The sequence below is a fragment of the Microvirga sp. CF3016 genome (genome assembly GCF_036314085.1).
Taxonomy (GTDB): Bacteria; Pseudomonadota; Alphaproteobacteria; order Rhizobiales; family Beijerinckiaceae; genus Microvirga.
Window position 1 is genome coordinate 307917 of sequence record NZ_JAYGGM010000003.1, and the last position, 20361, is coordinate 328277.

22 protein-coding genes and 1 tRNA gene are annotated in these 20361 nt (G+C 66.4%); 10 read left to right on the forward strand and 13 right to left on the reverse strand.

Annotation, left to right across the window (positions count from 1 at the left end):
* Positions 1-48: 48 nt before the first annotated feature.
* Positions 49-546, forward strand: a complete 498-nt coding sequence (locus tag VB672_RS05980; protein ID WP_329783260.1) for a hypothetical protein — start codon at positions 49-51, stop codon at positions 544-546.
* On the opposite strand, the gene VB672_RS05985 is transcribed toward VB672_RS05980, so the two are convergent.
* Positions 518-1159: a LysE family translocator gene (locus tag VB672_RS05985; RefSeq protein WP_329783261.1), complete on the reverse strand. Its 642-nt coding sequence runs from the start codon at positions 1157-1159 to the stop codon at positions 518-520. The genes VB672_RS05980 and VB672_RS05985 overlap by 29 nt on opposite strands.
* A gap of 146 nt (positions 1160-1305) precedes the next feature.
* Between VB672_RS05985 and VB672_RS05990 the strand changes: the two genes are divergently transcribed.
* Genes VB672_RS05990 through VB672_RS06000 form a run of 3 tightly spaced genes read left to right on the forward strand, consistent with a single transcriptional unit; the run spans position 1306 to position 3340 of the window.
* Positions 1306-1911 carry a LemA family protein gene (locus VB672_RS05990; RefSeq protein ID WP_442931921.1) on the forward strand — a complete coding sequence of 202 codons (606 nt, stop codon included), beginning with the start codon at positions 1306-1308 and terminating at the stop codon, positions 1909-1911.
* Positions 1912-1924: 13 nt separating this feature from the next.
* Positions 1925-2728 (forward strand): TPM domain-containing protein, encoded by an 804-nt coding sequence (locus VB672_RS05995; protein ID WP_442931922.1) that lies wholly within the window; start codon positions 1925-1927, stop codon positions 2726-2728.
* Complete coding sequence (locus VB672_RS06000) at positions 2729-3340, forward strand: TPM domain-containing protein (protein ID WP_329783262.1); 612 nt, start codon at positions 2729-2731, stop codon at positions 3338-3340. It abuts the gene before it with no gap.
* Here VB672_RS06000 and VB672_RS06005 read toward each other — a convergent pair whose 3' ends face one another.
* The 8 genes from VB672_RS06005 to VB672_RS06040 all read right to left on the reverse strand — a co-directional run bounded on the left by VB672_RS06005 (position 3341) and on the right by VB672_RS06040 (position 10532).
* Entirely contained in the window at positions 3341-4096 is a 756-nt protein-coding gene (locus tag VB672_RS06005; protein WP_329783263.1) for a DUF1223 domain-containing protein, read from the reverse strand. It lies immediately after the preceding gene.
* A 10-nt stretch (positions 4097-4106) separates the two neighbouring features.
* Positions 4107-5054: a lipid A biosynthesis lauroyl acyltransferase gene (locus tag VB672_RS06010; protein ID WP_329783264.1), complete on the reverse strand. Its 948-nt coding sequence runs from the start codon at positions 5052-5054 to the stop codon at positions 4107-4109.
* A 136-nt stretch (positions 5055-5190) separates the two neighbouring features.
* Entirely contained in the window at positions 5191-6213 is a 1023-nt protein-coding gene (locus VB672_RS06015) for a zinc-binding dehydrogenase (RefSeq protein WP_329783265.1), read from the reverse strand.
* Between the two features lie 214 nt (positions 6214-6427).
* Positions 6428-7174: an SDR family NAD(P)-dependent oxidoreductase gene (locus VB672_RS06020; protein WP_329783266.1), complete on the reverse strand. Its 747-nt coding sequence runs from the start codon at positions 7172-7174 to the stop codon at positions 6428-6430.
* 3 nt (positions 7175-7177) lie between these two features.
* Positions 7178-8458, reverse strand: a complete 1281-nt coding sequence (locus tag VB672_RS06025; protein WP_329783267.1) for a beta-ketoacyl-ACP synthase — start codon at positions 8456-8458, stop codon at positions 7178-7180.
* Between the two features lie 10 nt (positions 8459-8468).
* Positions 8469-9593 (reverse strand): beta-ketoacyl-ACP synthase, encoded by a 1125-nt coding sequence (locus VB672_RS06030; RefSeq protein ID WP_329783268.1) that lies wholly within the window; start codon positions 9591-9593, stop codon positions 8469-8471.
* Complete coding sequence (locus tag VB672_RS06035; RefSeq protein ID WP_329783269.1) at positions 9593-10054, reverse strand: 3-hydroxyacyl-ACP dehydratase FabZ family protein; 462 nt, start codon at positions 10052-10054, stop codon at positions 9593-9595. The genes VB672_RS06030 and VB672_RS06035 overlap by 1 nt, the downstream gene beginning before the upstream one ends.
* Before the next feature lie 196 nt (positions 10055-10250).
* On the reverse strand, positions 10251-10532 hold the full coding sequence (locus tag VB672_RS06040; protein ID WP_009490841.1) for an acyl carrier protein: 282 nt from the start codon (positions 10530-10532) through the stop codon (positions 10251-10253).
* A gap of 310 nt (positions 10533-10842) precedes the next feature.
* On the opposite strand from VB672_RS06040, the gene VB672_RS06045 reads away from it, so the two are divergent.
* Positions 10843-11565 carry a fused DSP-PTPase phosphatase/NAD kinase-like protein gene (locus VB672_RS06045; protein ID WP_329783270.1) on the forward strand — a complete coding sequence of 241 codons (723 nt, stop codon included), beginning with the start codon at positions 10843-10845 and terminating at the stop codon, positions 11563-11565.
* Between the two features lie 9 nt (positions 11566-11574).
* Here the strand turns inward: VB672_RS06045 and VB672_RS06050 are convergent, their stop codons facing one another.
* Positions 11575-13362, reverse strand: a complete 1788-nt coding sequence (locus VB672_RS06050) for an ABC transporter ATP-binding protein (RefSeq protein WP_329783271.1) — start codon at positions 13360-13362, stop codon at positions 11575-11577.
* A 185-nt stretch (positions 13363-13547) separates the two neighbouring features.
* Between VB672_RS06050 and VB672_RS06055 the strand changes: the two genes are divergently transcribed.
* Positions 13548-14174 (forward strand): LysE family translocator, encoded by a 627-nt coding sequence (locus VB672_RS06055; protein ID WP_329783272.1) that lies wholly within the window; start codon positions 13548-13550, stop codon positions 14172-14174.
* Positions 14175-14187: 13 nt separating this feature from the next.
* Here VB672_RS06055 and VB672_RS06060 read toward each other — a convergent pair whose 3' ends face one another.
* Together VB672_RS06060 and VB672_RS06065 are read right to left on the reverse strand one after the other, a co-directional pair.
* Positions 14188-16584, reverse strand: coding sequence for a transketolase-like TK C-terminal-containing protein (locus VB672_RS06060; protein ID WP_329783273.1), 2397 nt, complete (start codon positions 16582-16584; stop codon positions 14188-14190).
* Between the two features lie 153 nt (positions 16585-16737).
* Positions 16738-16812, reverse strand: a tRNA-Gly gene (locus tag VB672_RS06065).
* A gap of 149 nt (positions 16813-16961) precedes the next feature.
* On the opposite strand from VB672_RS06065, the gene VB672_RS06070 reads away from it, so the two are divergent.
* The 4 genes from VB672_RS06070 to VB672_RS06085 are packed head-to-tail and all read left to right on the forward strand — an operon-like array spanning position 16962 to position 19387.
* Positions 16962-17489, forward strand: a complete 528-nt coding sequence (locus VB672_RS06070; protein ID WP_329783274.1) for a prolyl-tRNA synthetase associated domain-containing protein — start codon at positions 16962-16964, stop codon at positions 17487-17489.
* A gap of 52 nt (positions 17490-17541) precedes the next feature.
* Positions 17542-18438 carry a thioredoxin gene (gene trxA / locus VB672_RS06075; protein WP_329783346.1) on the forward strand — a complete coding sequence of 299 codons (897 nt, stop codon included), beginning with the start codon at positions 17542-17544 and terminating at the stop codon, positions 18436-18438.
* Positions 18439-18467: 29 nt separating this feature from the next.
* Entirely contained in the window at positions 18468-19139 is a 672-nt protein-coding gene (locus VB672_RS06080) for an LON peptidase substrate-binding domain-containing protein (RefSeq protein WP_329783275.1), read from the forward strand.
* 26 nt (positions 19140-19165) lie between these two features.
* The gene (locus tag VB672_RS06085; protein ID WP_329783276.1) at positions 19166-19387 is read left to right on the forward strand and encodes a Trm112 family protein; all 222 of its coding nucleotides are present in this window, start codon (positions 19166-19168) and stop codon (positions 19385-19387) included.
* Positions 19388-19451: 64 nt separating this feature from the next.
* Here VB672_RS06085 and VB672_RS06090 read toward each other — a convergent pair whose 3' ends face one another.
* Entirely contained in the window at positions 19452-20333 is an 882-nt protein-coding gene (locus VB672_RS06090) for an HpcH/HpaI aldolase/citrate lyase family protein (RefSeq protein ID WP_329783277.1), read from the reverse strand.
* Positions 20334-20361 lie beyond the last annotated feature (28 nt).

Genomic DNA, 20361 nt, shown 5'->3' on the forward strand with positions numbered 1-20361 from the left:
CGATGGGCCACTGGCGAGGCGAGGCGAATTTTGCCACTATGCACCGGCATGATCCGCTGGCTTCTCCTCATCCCTTTCGCGCTTCTCATCGCCATCGGCGCGAGCGGCACGTTCTTTCTCATCGCCTCCATCGTGGATCCGGTCATGGCGATGCTGACCGGCGACACCCTCTTCGTCGGATTCTGGTCGTTCGTGGATGCGGTATTTGCCGCAGAGGATCCCGGCCCCATCGTAGAGGATGCGTTTTTGGCCGTCGGCCGGATCATCTTCACCCTGCTGGTCTTCCCCCCGCTGATGATCGCCGTCGTCAGCGAGGTGCTGGGAATGCGCAGCCTCCTTTGGCACACGCTCGCCACCGGCGTGCTGACGGCCGCCGTGCCGTTCATCCTGCGCGGGTCGGCGCGGATCGCCTCGCCGGCGGAGCTGCATGTCAGCCTCGTGCTCGGCCTCACCGGCGCAATCGCCGGCCTCGTCTATTGGGCGATCATCGGCGGTCGGGAGCCGAGGCGGCCCGAGCCTATCGGGCCGATGTCGTCAGGATCTTGATGGCGAAGACCGAGAACAGTCCCGCGAAGGAATAATCGATCCCACGCATGAACTTCGGGTGGCCGCGCAGGAGCCCGATCACCTTGTCGGCGCCCAGGATCATCAGCGCACCCATGGGGGTCGTGAGCGCGATGAAGTAGAGCCCAAGGAACAGGAGCTTGTCGGCCGCGTGGGGATCCGCCGCATCGACGAATTGCGGCAGGAAGGTCACGAAGAACAGCACGACCTTCGGGTTCGTGAGGTTGATCCCCACCCCCATGAAGAAGGTCTTCCAGAACGGAATCTCCGCCCGTCCTTCCTCTTTCACGTGCAAGGCCGAGCCGTGGCGCACCGCGTCGAAGGCCATCCACAGCAGATAGAGTGCGCCGACGATTTTCAGCACCGTAAATGCCGTAACGGAAGCTGCCAGCAGCGCCGAGAGGCCAAGGGCCGCCAGCAGCGTATGCACGCCGCATCCCGCCATGGCGCCGAGCATCGAGGCCATGCCGGCCTTGCGCCCGCCGGCCATGGTTTTCGCCAGGAACAGGCTCATGTCCGGACCCGGCGTGATGAAGAGCAGGATCGCGGCGAGCGTGTAGGTGAGCAGGGTGCTGACGTCCGGCAGGAAGGTCATGGATCGACTCGATTGGCTGAGACGGCGGGATCATGCCTCAATCCGGTGTGCACGGCCACCCGAAAGCGGCTTGTTGACAGACCGCCCCTGCCCCATGTGTTGATCCCAGCAAAGGTTCGAGGAACCGAATCGCGAGAAGGACAGACATGACGGCCCTGCTTTTACCGAACCGGATCCGCGTCGCTCTCACCGGCATGCTTCTGGCGTTCGGGCTGTCCGCTTGCGGCATCAACAACGTTCCGACCCTGGAAGAACAGGCCAAGGCCGCCTGGAGCGAGGTGCAGAACCAGTACCAGCGCCGGGCCGACCTCATCCCCAACCTCGTCGAGACGGTGAAGGGCTTCGCCCAGCAGGAGCGGGAGGTGCTGACCCAGGTGACGGAGGCTCGAGCCCGCGCCACGCAGGTTCAGGTGGATGCCTCCACGGTCACCGACCCGGAGAAGTTCCGCCAGTTCCAGGAGGCGCAGAACCAGCTCTCCGGGGCTCTCGGCCGGCTGCTCGCCACCGTGGAACGCTATCCGGAGCTGAAGTCGAACGCCAACTTCCTCGCCCTGCAGTCGCAGCTCGAAGGCACGGAGAACCGCATCGCCGTGGCGCGGCGCGACTACATCGCGGCCGTGCAGGCCTACAACACGGAACTGCGCACCATTCCCGGCCGATGGATCGCCTCCATCGTCTATCCGGACGCCAAGCCCATGGAGACCTTCACCGCCACGGCCGGCTCCGAGCGTCCGCCCGAGGTGAAATTCTGACGAGCTTCGCCCGATGAAGGGCGGCCCTTCCTTCCTGCCCGTTTCCGCTCGGCAGGTATTCATGGTGGCGCTGGCCGCCATGCTCTTCCTTGGTCTCAGCCCTGCCTCCGCCCAGACCTTTCCGCAACTGACGGGACGGGTGGTCGATGCAGCTGATCTTCTCAAACCCGAGGAGCGGGCGGCCCTTGAGGCGAAACTCAAGGCCCACGAGGACAAGACCACCGATCAGGTGGTGGTCGCGACCGTGCGCTCGCTGGAAGGCTATCCGATCGAGGACTATGCGAACCGTCTCTTCCGCCATTGGCAACTCGGCCAGAAGGACAAGGACAACGGGGCGCTCCTCCTCGTGGCCCCGCAGGACCGCAAGGTGCGCATCGAGGTGGGCTACGGACTGGAGGGCGCGCTGACCGATGCGCTCTCGAAAGTCATCATCACCACGGCCGTCGCGCCCCAGTTCCAGAAGGGCAATTTCGCCGGCGGCATCGATGCAGGCGTCGATGCCATGCTGTCGATTCTGACCGGCGACGCCGAGGAATGGCACCGCCGGGCTGAAGTGCGCGAGGACAACACCACGAGCATCGATCCCGTCATCGCCTTCGTGATCCTCCTGATCCTGTTCTTCCTGATCTCGCGGATGATGGGCGCCGGCCGTGCCCGGGGGGTCAGGCGAGGTCGCCGCGGCCCCTGGATCGTCACCACCGGCGGCTGGCCGGGCGGAGGCGGTTGGTCCGGGGGCGGTGGAAGTTGGTCCGGCGGGGGCGGCTTCTCGGGAGGCGGCGGCTCGTCGGGAGGCGGCGGGGCTTCGGGGAGCTGGTAGATGATTTCAGCCGACGATCAGGCACGCCTTGCCCATGCGATCAGCGACGTGGAGGACGACACCTCCGGCGAGGTCGTGCTCGTGATCGCCGAGCGGGCGGCTTATTACCGGGGGGTTCCGCTGCTCTGGGCGCTCCTTGCGGCGCTGGTCACGCCGTGGCCGCTGATCTGGCTGACATCGATCAGCACGTCGCGGATCTTCCTGATCCAGCTCGGGGTCGCGCTCGCCCTGAGCCTCCTCCTGTCGTGGCCGAAGCTGCGCTATGCGCTGGTGCCGCGCTCCATCAAGCGGGCGCGAGGTCATGAGGCCGCCTCCCGCGAGTTCCTGCGCCGGGGGCTCACCCGCACCCGCGAGAAGACGGGCGTGCTGATCTATCTGGCGCTCGCCGAGCATCATGCCGAGATCCTCGCCGATACGGGGATCACGGACCGGGTCCATGCGGGCGTCTGGGCCGATATCGTCGCGGACCTGACCGGCGCTATCCGGGACGGGCGCATGACCGACGGCCTCATCGAGGCCATCCGGCGCACGGGCGCGATCCTGGCGGAACACGCGCCGCCCCGCCTCGACGACGTGGACGAGCTGCCGAACAAAGTTGTCATCTTGCCCTGATCAGAGCCCCGGGCCCTTCGCGGCCCCCAGGATGATGCCCGGTCGTGCGGCATCGGTGCTCTGCAGCAGCACCACATAGCCGTCTCCGCCGCTGCGCGCGGTCTCGAGCGGCACCTCGAAACGCGCCGAGCCGCCGAGCCATTCGCCGATGCGTGTCAGCCCGCGCACCACATTGGCATAGGTGATCGTCTTGCCCCGGTTCTCGCCGCGCTCGATCGGCACCGTCTTCGCCTTCAGGACCGGTAGCACCCACAATTCGGCGGCACGCTGCGTGGTGTCCGGGGTCTCCTCGACGGCAATCGTCACGGTGCCGTTTTGCTCGTCGAGAGTGACGTTCACCGGCAGGGTCTTGCGGCCCTTCGTGGTATATTGGATCGCCTTCTCGATCTGCTCCCGGTCGGAACCGATGCAGGACTTCTTGCCGTTGACGATCATCTGCGGCGTGAAGACCTGCCGGTCCTTGCGGGAATGGGCATAGGCCTTCTGGCGCTCGGTGAAGGCCACATGGGCGAGCGTGTCCTTCCAGCCGAGATAATCCCAGTAATTGACCGGCAGGGACAGGGCGATGATGTCGGGCTGGCGGGAATACTCGACCAGGAGTTCATCGGCCGGCGGGCAGGAGGAGCAGCCCTGGCTCGTGAACAGCTCGACGACCGCGCGCGGCGGATCCGCCAGAGCAGGCTGAAGGTGCGCGGCCAGACCGAGGGCCGCCAAAGTCAGTGTCAAACGGGACGCCATGGTGCGGCTATCGAACACGAAACCAACCTCAAGGGGAACTCACGTTACCTTGAACGGTTGCCGGAACCCGCCAGCGGCGGTGCATCCACAGCCACTGTTCGGGATATTCCCGCACCCACTCCTCCACCACGGATGTCATGGCCTGCATGGCGCCCTGCACGTTGACCTGGCCGTCTGGATCGCGCGGCAGGTCGAGGGGCGGCGTGAGCTGGAGGCGGAAACGGTGCCCTGGAAGCCTGATCACCCGCACCCCGTGCACCGGACAATCGAACCGGCGGGCGAATTTGCCCAGGATCGGGTTCACCAGGGCCGGGCGGCCCATGAAGTTCACGATCACCCCGCGGGTGAAATGCTGGTCGATGAGCATGCCGAGATGACCGCCCTTCTCTAGCGCTCCCTGCATGGCGAAGGCCGCGCCCTGGCGGGCCGCTTCCAGGTTGCCCATGGTCTCGCTGCGGATCTCGTGCAGGACGCGGGCGATGGCCGGATCGTTGGGCGCGCGGAACACCGCCGTGGTGTCGAGCCCGAAGCGCGCGGCGCAGATCGCCGGCAGCTCCCAATTGGCCAGATGGGCGGAGAAGATGAGCCCGGGCTTGCCGTCGTCGCGAAGGGCCAGAAAGTGATTGATCCCGTCGACCTCGGTGCGGCCGGGCACCGTGCTGTCCGGGTCGAAGTCGAACAGGCGCCCGAGATGGGGATACTCGCCGGCCGTGCGGCCGAGATTGTCCCAGGCGGCCATCGCCAGGGCCTTCACCTCGGCCTCCGGCTTCTCCGGATAGGCCGCACGGATATTGGCGAGCGCCGTCCTGTGCGCCTTCAGCAGCGGCCCGAAGGTGCGCGTGAGCGCGGCGCCCACCGCACCGGAGCGCTCGGGGCCTAATGCCCGCGAGAGGGCGAACACGCCGCGCACGACGCCGACCATGACCGTCTCCGTGAGGCGCGAGACAAGGCTGCGGGGGCGGTGGGGCTGCTGCACGTCGATTCAATCCTGGCGTGGGGGGCCGGTTCGAGGGCCGGCCTAGACAACAAAAGGCCCCGCGTCTTTCCGCGGGGAGCCGGTTTCGTCAAGATCTGTGGTTGCGCGGCCCTTTGTACCAGAGGCCGTGGGGCGATCAGAACGTCACGATCACCTTGCCGAACACCTTGCGGCCCTCGAGCCGCTCCAGGCCTTTCTGGAATTCGTCCAGCGGGAAGACGGCGTCGATGACCGGCGTCATGCCGCCGGCCATCTTGTCGAGGGACTGAGCGATGTTCTCGATCCGGCAGCCGAAGGAGCCGAAGATGCGGTATTGCTGCTGGAACAGCTGCATCAGGTTCATGGTCGTGGACACGCCCGAGGTCGAGCCGCAGGTGACGAGGCGCCCGCCGCGCTTGAGACAGAGCAAGCTGCCGTTCCAGGTTTCGGCGCCCACATGCTCGAACACCACGTCGACGCCCTTGCGCTTGGTCAGGCGGCGCACCTCGCCCTCGAAGCGCTCGGTGCGGTAATTGACGACGTGATCGGCCCCCAAGGCCTTCGCCTTCTCGCCCTTCTCGTCGTCGCCCACCGTGGTGTAGACGGTGCAGCCGATGGCCTTGGCCATCTTGATCGCCGCTGTCCCGATGCCTGAGCCGCCCGCATGGACGAGGATCGACTCGCCCGGCTCCAGCTTGGCGTTGTCGAAGAGCATGTGCTGCACGGTGCCGAAGCCGATGGGCGCGCAAGCGGCCTGCTCGAAGGACACGCCCTTCGGCACCGGAATCACGAGCCGCTCCGGCCGGTTGATCAGCTCGCGGGCGAAGCCGTCGATATGGAAGCCCATGATGCCGGCGACGTTCTCGCACAGATTGTCCCAGCCCCTTTGGCAGGCCTTGCAGTGGCCGCAGGTCTCGGCGCCGTACATGGTCACCGGATCGCCCGCCTTGAAGCGCGTCACGCCCTCGCCCACCGCCGAGATCTCGCCCGAAGCCTCGACGCCCACGGCCTGGGGCATCTTGCGCTTGGCGAAGGCCATGCCGCGAAAACCCCAGACATCCAGGAAGTTCAGGGCCAACGCCCTGACCCGCACCTGCACCTCGCCGGGAGCCGGCGGCGGGGGCGGCTCGATCTCGGTGATGCGAAGATCACGGTCGCCGAACAACTGAAGGGAGCGCATTCCTGAAGATCCTTTTCATCGTCATCCCCGGGCTTGGCCCGGGGATCCACGTCTTTGCAGCGGTGAGTTGAAGACGTGGATGGCCGGGACAAGCCCGGCCATGACGCGGAGAAATCGTTTGCGGCGGATTAAAGCCCTGTGAGCCGGATAGCAAGTTTCCTGCGGACATGGCTCATCCTGGACGCCGCAGGCGTCCAGGATGACGCCTTTGCACTTACCGATGCACGCCCAGCATCGAGGTGAGCCCGCCGTCGATGGGGAGCACCGCGCCGGTGATGTAGGCGGCGGGCTCGCTCAGGAGGAAGGCGGCGAGACCCGCGATCTCCTCCGGCTTCGCGAAGCGCCCGGCCGGGATCTGCTTTTCCATGTTCTCGCGATAGGCCGCGTAGGGGGCCATCATGTCCGTATCGATGAAGCCCGGGGCAATCACGTTGACGGTAACGCCGCGCTTAGCGGTCTCGACGGAAAGTGTGCGGCAATAGGAGATCAGTGCCCCCTTGGAAGCCGCGTAAGCCGCGTTGCCCGGATTGCCCTGGAGCGCCGCCACCGACCCGATGGCGACGATACGCCCGGCCTTGGCGCGGATCATGCCGCGCATGATCGCCTTGGCGATGCGGGTCAGCGACCAGAAGTTCACCTGCATGGCGGCTTCGGCCTTGTCCTGCTGCATCATGGCGGCAAGCGCATCGTAGGGCTGGCCGGCATTGTGGATGAGCCCGAAGAAGCCCTCGCCCTCGACAGCCTCGCAGAAGGCTTCCAGGGCCGCCTTGTCGGCAAGATCCACTTCGTGCGCCCTGATGGTGCGGCCGGGATTGGCCTGCATCAGCTCGTCGGTCAGCGCCTTGGCGGCATCGCCCGAGGAACGGTAGGTGAAATCGACATCGTGGCCGGCTGCCACGAGCGCCTGTACGATGGCGGCGCCGACGCCCTTGCCTCCGCCGGTCACCAGAACCCGGGTCATGGTCTAAGCCCCCTTCGGCTCGGCCCCGAAGACGAGGCAGGTGTTCTGGCCGCCGAAACCGAAGGAGTTCGAGAGCACGTAATTCACCGTCGCGTCGCGGGCGACGTTCGGCACCACGTCGAGGGGAATAGCCGGATCGGGCACCTGGTAGTTGATGGTGGGCGGGATGCGGCCCGTGCCGATGGTCATGAGCGACATCACCGCCTCCACGGCGCCGGCGGCCGTGAGGGTGTGGCCGATCATCGACTTGTTGGAGGAGATCGGAAGACGGGCCATGCGCTCGCCGAACACGGCAGTGCAGCTCATGGCTTCCATCTTGTCGTTCTCCGGCGTCGAGGTGCCGTGGGCGTTGATGTAGTCGATGGCCTCCGGCAAGACGCCCGCATCCTCGAGCGCCTGGCGGATCGCCGTGATGGCCGGCATACCGTCGGGCGAGGAGCGGGTGCGGTGGAAGCCGTCGCCCTTCTCGCCGCAGCCGAGCACGTAGCCCAGGATCGTGGCGCCCCGCGCCTTGGCGCTTTCCGCGTCCTCGAGCACCAGGGCGGCGCCGCCCTCGCCCATGACGAAGCCGTCGCGGTTCTTGGAGAAGGGTTTCGACGCCCCTTCCGGGGTCTCGTTCTGGGTCGAGAGGGCCGAGAGCAGGGAGAACCGGATGAGGGATTCCGGGTTCACCGACCCGTCGGTGCCGATGCAGAGCGCCGCCTGCGTCTCGCCGCGGCGGATCGCCTCGACGCCGAGCTGGATCGCCGTGGCGCCGGACGAGCAGGCGGTGGACAGCGAGATCGGCGAGCCCCTGGTGCCGAAGCGGTCGGCCACCCTGTCGGCCACGGTGCCGAAGATGAAGAGATCATGCCAGGGCTTGAACTCGCCTGAGGCCGCGGCCTTCAGAAGATCCTTGTAGGTGATGTCCCCGTCCTGGCCCGAGGCCTTGGCCAGCGCCTCGCGCTGCGGCCATTCCATCTCGACCGGCGGCACCGCGATGAACAGCGCCCCGGGGAAATCCTCTTGAGCGAGCCCCGACTGGCCGACCGCCTCCTCGGCCGCCAGCATGGCGAGCCGCTCGGACAGCATGGGGGCGCAGAAGGGCTCCACGTCGACCGAATCGATGGTGCCGGCAATCGTGGTGCGCAGGCCTTCCGTGGGGAAGCGGTTGATCCGGTGAATGCCGGATTTGCCGGCGGTCAGAGCGGCCCAGGTGTCGTCCTTGCCCTGGCCGAGGGACGTGACCACCCCCATGCCGGTGACGGCGACGAGCGGGCGGCCCTGTTTATCGCGAAACGCCATGGCCTTCTCCTCAAGCCTTGGTGAGCCGGATGGCGCCTTCGCCGCGCCAATGGCCAATGGAGGTGACGAGCGCCTCGCCTGCCTTTCCGTCGGCGATCAGCCCTGCGGCGAGCGCCACGCCCGTGGCCGCCTGGGCTTCCATCGTATGGCCGACGAGATCGCCGGTGGCGTGAACGGCCGCGCCGGGTGCAATGTCCTTCAGCCCCGCCTGCTCTTCCTCCGTGATGCCCTTGATGCCGGTGGCGCCCGAGATCACCACGTCGGGTTTGGCGTTGAGCTGCCTCGACAGGGCGTGGAGCGCGCCTTCGACGCTGCCGGCCTTGCGGCGGGAGCGATCGGAGGCAACAGCCGCGACGGCAGCCAACGGCGTCGCGCCGCGGGAGGCCGCGTGCTCGCGGGATTCCAGCACCAGGAAGCAGGCGCCCGATCCGAGGATCATGCCGCCGCCCTCCGCAGGGCGCTCCCAAACCGGACGGTACGGCTTCTTCCAGAGGAAGCCGCCCATCTCGTAGATGAGGAGCACGTCGGCCCGCTCCGCATTGTAGGCGCCGCCGACGAGGAAGATCTCGTCCTGGCCCGAGGCGATGCGTTCGCGGGCGATGCGGATGGCATCGACGCCGCTCGATTCCTCGCCCATGAAGGTCCGCGACGCGCCGGTGACGCCGTGGACGATGGAAATGTTGCCGGCGAGCAGATTGGAGAGCTGCGCGAGAAACAGGGTCGGGCGCAGGTCGCCCATCAGACGCTCATTGAGGAAGACGCCCGGGTTGTCGGCCTTCGCCAAGCCGGTGAGGATCTGCCCGTCGACCGCGTAATCCCGCTCGCCGCCGCCGGCGGAGACGATGAGCTGCATGCGCCCTTTCAGGGTCGCATCCTCCTTGGCGCCTGCCGCATCGAGGGCGAGGCCCGCGGCATAGCAGCCGAGCTTCTGCCACGCTTCCATCTGGCGCTGGTCGGACTTCTTCGGGATTTGCCGGTCCCATTCCAGAGGGCCGACGGGATGAACCGGGAAGGGTTCGAAAGTGACCGGATCCGTGTTCGGAGCGGTGCCGCCGGCAAGCGCCGCCAGATGCGCCTCCAGGCCCTCTCCGGCGCTGGAGACGAGGCCGATTCCCGTAATCACGACATCCCGCATCAAACCGTCTCCTCCAGGAGGCCGATGCGCTTGGCTTGAGCCCGCATCAGGCCGTCCATGCCTTCCGGGAAGGGCATGATCCGGAAGCGCAGCTCCGCGTCGCAGATCGGCTTGCCCTCGGCCGCGATCTTGGCCTTGGTCACCGCATAGCCCGAGCCCTCATGTTCCAGCGTTGCCGTGACCGCGAGCACCGTACCCGGTCCGACGAAGGTGCGAAAGCGCGCCTTGTCGACGCCCATCAGGAACGGCATGTGGGAAAAACCCATGAGGCCGAGCACCAGATAGCCGGAAGCCTGGGCCATGGTTTCGGTCAGGAGGACGCCGGGCACGAGGGGATGACCGGGGAAATGCCCCTCGAAAACCGGGCTTTCCATGGGCACGATGGAGGACGCCTCGATCCGCTTGGTCTCGCGGTCGAGGCTCGTCACCCGATCGATCATTTCAAAATATTCGAGGCGCATTTTCTTGCAGAACCTGTTTCCCCTCCCCTTGTGGGGAGGGCCAGGGTGGGGGTGCTGGCGCCAATCTATTATAGGCTATCGCTCACACCCCCACCTCCAACTCCTCCCCACAAGGGGGAGGAGGGTTGCGTCGCGCCTATCACTCCCGGCGGATAGCCTCGATCCTCGAGTCGACCCGCCGGGTCCTATTATTCAATCAGGCCTGCTTGGCGGCCACGAGAGCATCGATGCGCGCCACGAGGTTCTTCAGGACGAAGTATTCCTCAGCGGGAGCCTTGCCCTCGTTCACTTCCTGCGTCCACTGCTCCAGCGGCAGCTTGATCCCGAAGGCCTTGTCGATGGCAAAGGCGATATCGAGGAAGGCGAGGGAGTCGATGCCGAGATCCTCGATGGCATGGCTCTCGGGGGTGATCTGCTCGCGCGGGATATCGGCGGTCTCTGAAATGATGCCGGCGACGGTCTCGAAGGTGGACGACATGACGCCGCTCTCCTGAACTGCTTGTTGGTCTCAACGATCCAGCGCCGGCAAGCTCTCGAGGCCCGGTGTCCAGCCGCTCGTTTCGTCAAAGAGGGTTGTTTCGAACGGCACCCCTTACACGAGAGGCCGCAAGGCGGCAACCGATTGGTTGCATCCCAAGGGGTCCTGCCTTGGCCGAAACTTTGGAATTGTGCTTGCGGCAACTACTTAAAGGGCAAGAGATTGATTAATCGGCTGCCATCGTCGATAAGGGCCGCCTTCGGTCGCAACCCGAATTATCTTACATTGATGACAGATTGCTTGGATCGACGTGCTGAACAGGTTCCTCAAGCCTGAAATCCGCTATGCCCGCCGCATGGCCCGCATCGCGCGCTGGGACCGGCCCGTCGAGGGCCTGTTCGGGCGCTTGCGCGCCTGGGCCCATATGCTGGTCGCCGATCATGGGGTCTTCCGGCTCTTCTACCTGAACAAGCACCGGGTGACCGACCGCCTGTGGCGCTCGGCCCAGCCCGCCCCGCATCAGATTGCCGCCCTGAAAAGCGAGGGCGTGCGCACCATCATCAACCTGCGCGGCGGCCGGGAGCACGGCTCTTGGCAGCTCCAGAAGGAGGCCTGCGAGCGGCTCGGCCTCCAATTGGAGGAGTTCGTCGTCCGCTCCCGCGGGGCGCCCGACCGGGAGACGCTGCTGTCCGCCAAGGACTTCTTCGACAGGATCGAGTACCCGGCCGTCCTGCACTGCAAGTCGGGCGCGGATCGGGCGGGCTTCGTCGCAGCCCTCTATCTCATCGTCTTCGAGGGCAAGTCCATCGACGAGGCCCAGCGCCAGCTCTCCATGCGCTACGGTCATTTCCGCTTCTCGAAGACGGGTATCCTCGACGAGTTCTTCGACCTCTACCGCCGCGAGGGCGAGGCCAAGGGCATTCCGTTCCTGACCTGGATCGAAACCCGATACGATGCCGAGGCCCTGGAGCGGAACTTCCGCCCGAGCTTCTGGTCGAGCCTCCTCGTCGACAGGATCATGCGCCGGGAATAGGCCGGATCCTTAAGGCTCCACGGCCACCAGATTGTGCTCTCCGTCGTCGGAGAGCTGCAGGCGATGCAGGCGGGCATAAGTGCCCCTCTTCGTCATCAAGGCGTCGTGCGATCCTGTCTCGGCGATGCGTCCGTTCTCCATCACCACGATCTTGTCCGCATTGCGCACGGTCGACAGCCGGTGGGCGATGACCAGGGTGGTGCGGCCCTTCATGAGGCGACGGATGGCATCCTGCACCAGACGCTCCGATTCCGAATCGAGGGCACTGGTCGCCTCGTCGAGGAGCAGGATCGGGGCATCCTTCAGGAAGGCGCGGGCGAGCGAGATGCGCTGGCGTTCGCCACCCGACAGGCGCCCGCCCCCGGGACCGACCAATGTGTCGTAGCCCTCCGGCTGCTTCAGGATGAAATCATGGGCCGCGGCGGCCTTGGCGGCCGCAACGACGTCCTCCTCCGACGCATCCGGGCGGCCGAAGGCGATGTTGGCCCGGATGGTGTCGTCGAACAGGATCACATCCTGGCTGACCACCGCGACGGCCCAGCGCAGGCTGGCCAGGCTCACGTCCCGCACGTCCTGCCCGTCGATCAGGACGGCGCCCTGGTTGACGTCGTAGAGGCGCGGCACGAGGGACAGGAGGGTGGATTTGCCGGAGCCCGAGCGGCCGACCAAGGCCGTGGTCTGACCGGCTTCCGCCACCAGATCGACGTGGTGGAGGGCTGCGGCCTCGCCATCATAGGAGAAGCTGAGGTTCGAGAATCGGATCTCCCCGCCTTCGAGCACGAGCGGCTTCGCTCCAGGCTTGTCCTGGATCCGGGGCGCCTCGTCCATGACGGTGAAGGTGCGGTGGAGGGCCGATGCCGCCTCCTGAACGATGGCGTTGAGGTTGCCGAGCGCCCGAATCGGCTGTGCCGCCATGACAAGGGCAGTGACGAAGCCGGTGAAGTCGCCGACCGTGCTGCTGCCGGAGAGAATCCGGTGGCCGATCAGCATGAGCACGATGGCCACGGCAAGGCCGCCGCCGGTCTCGAGAATGGGGTCCATCCGCCCGCGGGCATTGGCGGCCTTCATCTTGAGGTCGCGCACATCGTCGAAGGTTCTGGCGGCCTTGGCCTTGAGATAGCGCTCGAGCCCGTAGGTCTTGGCGATTCGCGTCCCCGCCAGGCTCTCGGTGATGAGGCTCGCCATCAGCCCCGTCTGTTCCTGGGTCGAGATGGCGACTTGGCGCAGCCTGCGGCCGATCTTGTTGACAGGATAGGCGAAGAAGGGCGCGATGACGGCCGCCACCAAGGTCAGGACCGGATCGATCCAGAGCATCGCCGCAACGAGCGCGACGAGAGTCGTGATCTCGCGCAGGAACACCGTCGACAGACGGGTCAGCGCCTCCCGGATGAAGGCGAAATCCGTGGTGAAGCGCTGGGTCAGGGCGGCCGGGCTCTCCCGCCCGATCTGGGCGAGATCGGCCTCGATCAGGTGGCCGTAGAGCGCCGTCTGCATGTCGGCCTCGATCCGCGTCACGACCTTGTTGGTGAGGATCGTCAGGGCGAGCAGCGAAAAGCCCTTCACGGAGGTCACGGCGATCACGAAGAGCGGCGCCAGCATGATGGCGTGCGCGTCCTTGGCATCGAAGGCATCGAAGGCGGCCTTGATCAGCACCGGATAGAGCCCCGTCGCACCCGAGACCAGGCCCACGAGCAGGAGCACCACGGCGAGTGTCTTGGCGTGCGGACGCATCCAATCGCCCCACAGGCGGCGGACCAGGGGAAGGGTATCGCCTTGGAGAAGGCTTTTGCGGGCCATGCTCTGCCTTAACATGCTCGTGCCGAAGGGCTCGCGGTTAGCACGTCAAGCCCACCGGCGGCAAATCCTGGACAGGGTCGGGCCTCGGCCAGCGCCGCTTTGCCGCTTTCGGGCAGGCGCATCCCTTCTCTCGACACCGGCCTGATTCCATGGCTGCATGACCAAATCGTCAGAGAGGAAACGCCATGACGCTCGAGACCTGGCTCGCCTTCACGGCCGCCTCCGCCGTGCTGCTCGTCATCCCGGGCCCGACCATCCTGCTGGTCGTGTCCTACGCCCTCGGACAGGGTTGGCGGACTGCCCTGCCCATGGCCATCGGCGTCGCCCTGGGCGATTTCACCGCCATGACCCTGTCGCTCCTGGGCCTTGGCGCCCTGCTCGCCGCATCCGCCACCCTGTTCACGGTTCTCAAGTGGATGGGCGCCGCCTACCTGGTCTGGCTCGGCCTCAAGCTCTGGCGGGCCGGCGGAGCCCTCGATGCCAAGCCGCGCACGGATGCGGCGTCCGCGCTCAAGATGCTGGGCCATGCCTGGCTCGTGACGGCGCTCAATCCGAAGGGCCTGACCTTCTTCATCGCCTTCCTGCCGCAGTTCATAGACCCAAAACTCGCCCTTCTGCCTCAGGTGAGCGTCTTCGCCGCAACCTTCCTGATCCTCGCTTTCGCGAACGTCCTCACCTACGCCCTCATCGCCTCACGGGCGCGCCGCGTCGTGCAGAGCCCGCGGACGATGCGTGTGATCAACCGGACCGGCGGCAGCCTCTTGATCGGCGCCGGCGTTGCGACGGTGGCGTTGAGAGCGGGGCAGGCCTAAGGCTCCGCTCTCCTCACACGGCCTTCAGGTGCCGGATCGGGCGACCGGGTGCGATCATCTCGGCGGCGGCGATGATGCCCTGAGCGTCGATGCCGAAATGGCGGTAGAGGTCCTTGATCGTGCCGGTCTGGCCGAAATGCTCGACGCCCAGGGAGCGCGTCCGGTGGCCCAGGACCGACCCCATCCAGGCCAGCGTCGCCGGGTGGCCGTCGATCACCGTCACCAGGCCGCAATGGGGCGGCACGTCGGCCAGCAGGCGCTCCACATGGGACCGGGCATGGACGAGGCCGCGCTCCCGGGCGCGCTGGGCCGCCGTCCAGCCGGCATTGAGCCGGTCGGCGGACGTGATGGCGAGCAGCCCGATGTCGCGCCGATCCTCGGCCATGAGCCCCACGGCCTCGATGGCCTCCGGGGCGACCGCGCCCGTATAGGCCACGACCACCTGGGCGTTGGGGCCGGGCTTTCGCAGCCAATAGGCGCCGGCCATGACGTTGTCGGCGAGATGCGGCGTCATCTCGCGCTGGGGCTGCTCCAGGCTGCGGGTGGACAGGCGCAGGTAGACCGAGCCTCCGGTCTCGTCGCGCAGCCAGGTCGTTTCGTCCGCTTCGCCCTCGCCGTTGCGCTGCATGTAGTCGAAGGCCCAGCGCATGATCACGGCGAGCTCGTCCACGAAGGCGGGCTCGAAGGAGGCGAGCCCATCCTGCGCCATGCCGACCAGAGGCGTGCCGATGGATTGATGCGCGCCGCCTTCCGGTGCCAGCGTCACGCCCGAGGGCGTGGCGACGATCATGAAGCGGGCATCCTGGTAGCAGGCATAGTTCAGGGCATCGGCGCCGCGATAGATGAACGGATCGTAGAGAGTGCCGATGGGCAGGATCCGCTCGCCGAACAGCGAGTGCGAAAGCCCGAGCGCCGAGAGCACGATGAACAGGTTCATCTCGGCGATGCCGAGCTCGATATGCTGACCGGACGGGGAGAATTCCCAGTTGTAGGTCGAGGGGATCCGCTCCTTCTTGAAGGTGTCGACGAGGCTCTCGCGGGCATAGAGCCCGCGCCGGTTCACCCAGGCGCCGAGATTGGTCGAGACCGTCACGTCCGGGGCCGTCGTGACGACGCGCGAGGCGAGCGCATGGTCGGATCGGGCGAGCTCATTGAGGATGAAGCCGAAACCCTGCTGGGTCGACATGGCCGGATTGGCCGGGAAGGCGAGTTTTTCCGGTACCGGCACCTGCGGGGCCGTGTAGCGCCGGGTGCCCTTCTGGACGAACGGAACCTCGTTGAGGAAACGCTCGATCTCCGCCTGCGAGGTCTCGAGGCCCTCGAACTTGTCCCATTCATGGCCCGGACGCACGCCTTGCGTCTTCTGCCAGGCCTCCATCTGGGAGGGCGTGAGCATGCCGGAATGGTTGTCCTTGTGACCCGCGAGCGGCAGTCCGAAACCCTTGATCGTATAGGCCAGGAAGCAGACCGGCCGGTCGTGCCGGCGGGCCTTCTCGAAGGCGTCGAGCAGGCTCGGCAGATCGTGTCCGCCGAGGTTGGACATGAGCTGCGCCAGCTCCTCGTCCGAGCGCTTCTCGATGAGGCGGGTGACCGGCCCCTGATCGCCGAGATCGTCCAGGAGGCGCTTGCGCCAGGCAGCCCCGCCCTGGAACGTCAAGGCCGAGTAGAGCTGGTTGGGGCAGGAATCGATCCAGTCCCGCAGGCGTTCGCCGCCAGGCTCCCTGAACGCCTCCTGCATCAGGGAGCCGTGCTTGAGGATCACCACGTCCCAGCCGAAATTGCGGAACAGCGCCTCGAAGCGCTCCCACAAACCCTCCCGGATGACCGCATCGAGGCTCTGGCGGTTGTAGTCGATGATCCACCACGTGTTGCGGATGCCGTGCTTCCAGCCCTCCAACAGGGCCTCGAAGATGTTGCCTTCGTCCATCTCCGCATCTCCCACCAGCGAGATCATGCGGCCTTCGGGCAGGTCCTTGGCCCAGCCATGAGCCTTCACGTAATCCTGCACCAGGCTGGCAAAGAGGGTCTGCGCGACACCGAGGCCCACCGATCCGGTGGAGAAATCCACATCGTCGATGTCCTTGGTGCGGGACGGATAGGATTGCGCGCCCTTGTAGCCCCGGAAATTCTCCAGCTTCTCGCGCGTCTGGCGGCCGAAGAGATACTGGATGGCGTGGTAGATCGGGCTGGCATGGGGCTTCACCGCCACCCGATCCTCCGGCCGCAGCACGGAGAAGTAGAGCGCCGTCAGGATCGTCGAGAGGGAGGCCGAGGAGGCCTGGTGCCCGCCGATCTTCATGCCGTCCTCGTTGGCGCGCAGGTGATTGGCGTTGTGGATGGTCCAGGTGGAGAGCCAGAGCACCTTGCGCTCGAGTTCCTTCAAGATGCTCAGGTGCCGCGCGTCCGCCATGTGGTCTCTCCCGGTTAGGCCGAGATATACGCCCGAAGCCTCCGGGAGGCGAGGCCCAAGCCGGCGGCATCGGATTGGCTTTTGGGAGGGGCCCGAAAAACGAAAAGCCCGCCGGGAGCGGGCCTTCGTGAAACTCTCTCGGTCGAGAGAAATTGGAGCGGGCGAAGGGATTCGAACCCTCGACCCCAACCTTGGCAAGGTTGTGCTCTACCCCTGAGCTACACCCGCGCTCCGCGACGCCGGGACGTCGTTGCGAGGCCGTTGATGTGCCCCAAAACGCAGCGCATTGCAAGAGGGTCCCTCGGATCTTTTCCGGCGTACCCTTGAGCCTGCTTCATCCGGTCGCTAGAACGCGGGCCGACACGGAGATTGCAAGCTTGGCCCATCTGTCCCCGCAGGAACTCCTGGAGCGTATGTCCGCCCTCGGCATCAGGACCGAGACGGTGGCGCACGAGCCCGTCTTCACGGTGGCGGAATCCCAGCACGTCAAGGAGCAGATTCCAGGCGCCCATTCCAAGAACCTGTTCGTGAAGGACAAGAAGGGCCGCTTCTTCCTGATCTCCGCCAAGCACGACACCGCCATCGACCTCAAGCGGGCGCACGAGGCCATCGGCGCCTCCGGTCGCCTCTCCTTCGGGTCCGCCGAGCAGTTGCGCGCGCTCCTCGGCGTCGAACCCGGGTCGGTCACCGCCTTCGCCGTGGTGAACGATACGGCAGGCAAGGTCACGATGGTGCTCGACGCCAATCTCATGGAGCATGAACGGGTGAATTTCCATCCCCTGGTCAATTCCATGACCACCGGGGTGTCGCGGGAGGATCTGGTGACGTTCCTGCGGGCCACAGGCCACGATCCGCTGATTCTGCGCCTGCCGGAACCGCCCGTGGAATTGCCAGATGACGCTTGAGCTCCCATTTATGGAGCGTTCTTCTCACGACATCCCACCCTTCGAGGATCGCATGCTGTCCGACACTCCCCTTCCCTCCGACGATCTCGTGAAGGACACCACCACGGCGAGCTTCCGCCAGGACGTGCTCGCCGAATCCATGCAGCAGCCCGTGCTCGTGGATTTCTGGGCACCCTGGTGCGGTCCGTGCAAGCAGCTCACGCCGATCCTCGAGAAGGCGGTACGCGCCGCCGGCGGCAAGGTGAAGCTCGTGAAGATGAACATCGACGAGCACCCGCAGATCGCGGGCCAGCTCGGCGTGCAGTCGATTCCCGCCGTCTTCGCTTTCCAGCGCGGTCAGCCGGTGGACGGCTTCATGGGTGCCCTTCCGGAAAGCCAGATCAAGAGCTTCATCGAGCGCCTCGTCGGGCCGCTCGGCCCGAGCGCGGCCGAGGAGATCCTGGCCGAGGCCGACCGTCTGGTTGCCGAGGGCGATATCGGGGGCGCAGCTGAGCTCTACTCGGCCGTCCTTGCCCAGGATCCGGAGAACGTCGCGGCGCTGGCCGCGCTCGTGAAGCTGCATGTGGAGGTGAGCGACCTTGAAGGTGCCAAGCGCTTCCTCGCCATGGCACCGCAGGAAAAAGCCAACGATCCGGCCATCGCCGGCGCGCGGGTGGCGATCGAACTCGCCGAGCAGGCGGGCTCTCTCGGCGATCTGGCAGACCTCCAGCGCCGGGTCGAGGCCGACCCCATGGACCATCAGGCGCGCTTCGATCTGGCCGTGGGCCTGAACGCCCGCGGGCGGCGCGAAGAAGCTGCCAATCACCTCCTTGAAATCGTCCGCCGCGACCGCAATTGGAACGATGACGGCGCACGCAAGCAGCTCGTCCAGTTCTTCGAGGCCTGGGGCCCGATGGACCCGATGACGCTGGCAGGACGGCGGAGGCTCTCCTCGCTCCTGTTCTCTTGACGCTGTCCAACGCGGTTTAGGAGATCGGGATGGGAATGAACGCGGTATACCGAGGGCCGGAGGATTGCCCGTCGGTCATCCCCGTATTCCCGTTGCCGGGCGCCCTGCTCCTGCCGCGCGGGCAGATGCCCCTCAACATCTTCGAGCCGCGCTATCTGGCAATGGTCGACGAGGCGCTGAGGACGGACCGCATCATCGGCATGGTGCAGCCCGACGCGGACAACGATCCCCTCGCAAGCGTGCCGAAACTCTACCGGGTCGGCTGTGCCGGGCGCATCACGCAGCTCGCCGAAACCGGCGACGGGCGGTATCTCATCACGCTCATCGGGATCGCACGCTTCCGCATCCAGGAGGAGCTGCCGCCGATTGATCTTTTCCGCCGGTGCCGGGTGACGTTCGAGCCGTTCGCCAACGACTTCACTGCCCGCGCCGGCGAGAACGACGTCGACCGCGCCGGCGTGGTGAAGGCCCTGCGCGACTTCGTCAATGCGGTGCATGTGAAGGTCGACTGGCGGGGCATCGAGGAGGCTCCCAACGAAGCTCTCGTCAATGCCCTGTGCATGATGAGCCCCTTCGGGGTGCGCGAGAAGCAGGCACTGCTCGAGGCGCCGAACCTGAAAAGCCGGGCGGAAGTGCTCATCGCGCTCACCGAGATCGAGCTCGCCCGCGGCGGCGCCGGCTCCGACTCGACCCTGCAATAGGCAATTTTATCTTAGGAATGATCACGATGGTTCCGGACACTCCTCAAGCCGAGACGCTCCAGCCTGTCGAGGCGACGCGGATCGATCCCAAGCTCCTGGAGCTTCTGGTCTGCCCGCTCACCAAGGAAACCCTCGAATACGACGCGGCCAGGCAGGAGCTGATCAGCCGCCGCGCCAAGCTCGCCTATCCGATCCGCGACGGCATTCCGATCATGCTGCCGGAAGAGGCGCGGCAATTGACGGATTGAGGGAAAGGCCAGGTCTCTCCCGTCCTGCCGGGCTCTGCTCCGCAGCCGCGGAACGACAGTGAGGTTACGCGTCCGCCTTAATCGCCTCCGCCAGCGCCAATGTCCGCTTGGCCATCTCGGCATGCAGCCGCTCGACCATGCGGCCGTTGAGGCTGATGGCGCCCTTGCCGGCATTCTCCGGCTGCTCGAAGGCTGCCACGATGGCCCGCGCGCTCTCGATCTCGTCCGGCGACGGCGCGAAGATCTCGTTGGCGGCCGCGATCTGATCGGGATGGATCAGCGTCTTGCCGTCGAAGCCGCAATCGCGGCCCTGCTCGCATTCGGCGCGCAAGCCGCTTGTGTCGGACAGGCTGTTGTAGACCCCATCGAGGATGTGGATGCCATGCGCCCGTGCGGCGGCAAGCGCCGTCATCAGCCAGGGCAGCATTGCCGCACGCCCCGGCAGCAGGCGGGCGCCGGTGTCCTTGGCGAGGTCGTTCGTGCCCATGACGAAGCAGGCAAGCCGCGTGTCCACGTCGTGCGCCGCGCTCGCGATGGATTCCGCCCGAAGGATCGCGAACGGCGTCTCGATCATCGCCCAGATCTTGGTGCGCTCCGCGGCTCCGAGCCTGCGCAGACGCAGGCCCACCCCGGCGAGCGTTTCGGCCGAGGACACCTTCGGCACGAGGACCGCGTCCGGCGCCGCCGCGACGGCGGCCGCAAGATCCGCCTCGCCCCAGGGTGTGTCGAGCGCATTGATGCGAATCACCAGCTCCCGCCGGCCGTATCCTCCGGCCTGCACGGCGGCGCAGACCTGTTCGCGCGCCTGCGCCTTCGCATCAGGCGCGACTGCGTCCTCCAGGTCGAATATCACCACGTCGGCGGCCAGCGTCTTGGCCTTTTCGATCGCGCGGGCGTTCGAACCGGGCATGTAGAGGGCGCTGCGGCGCGGGCGAATCGGGACCATGGTTTTCCTCATGCGGCTGATGGGTTGT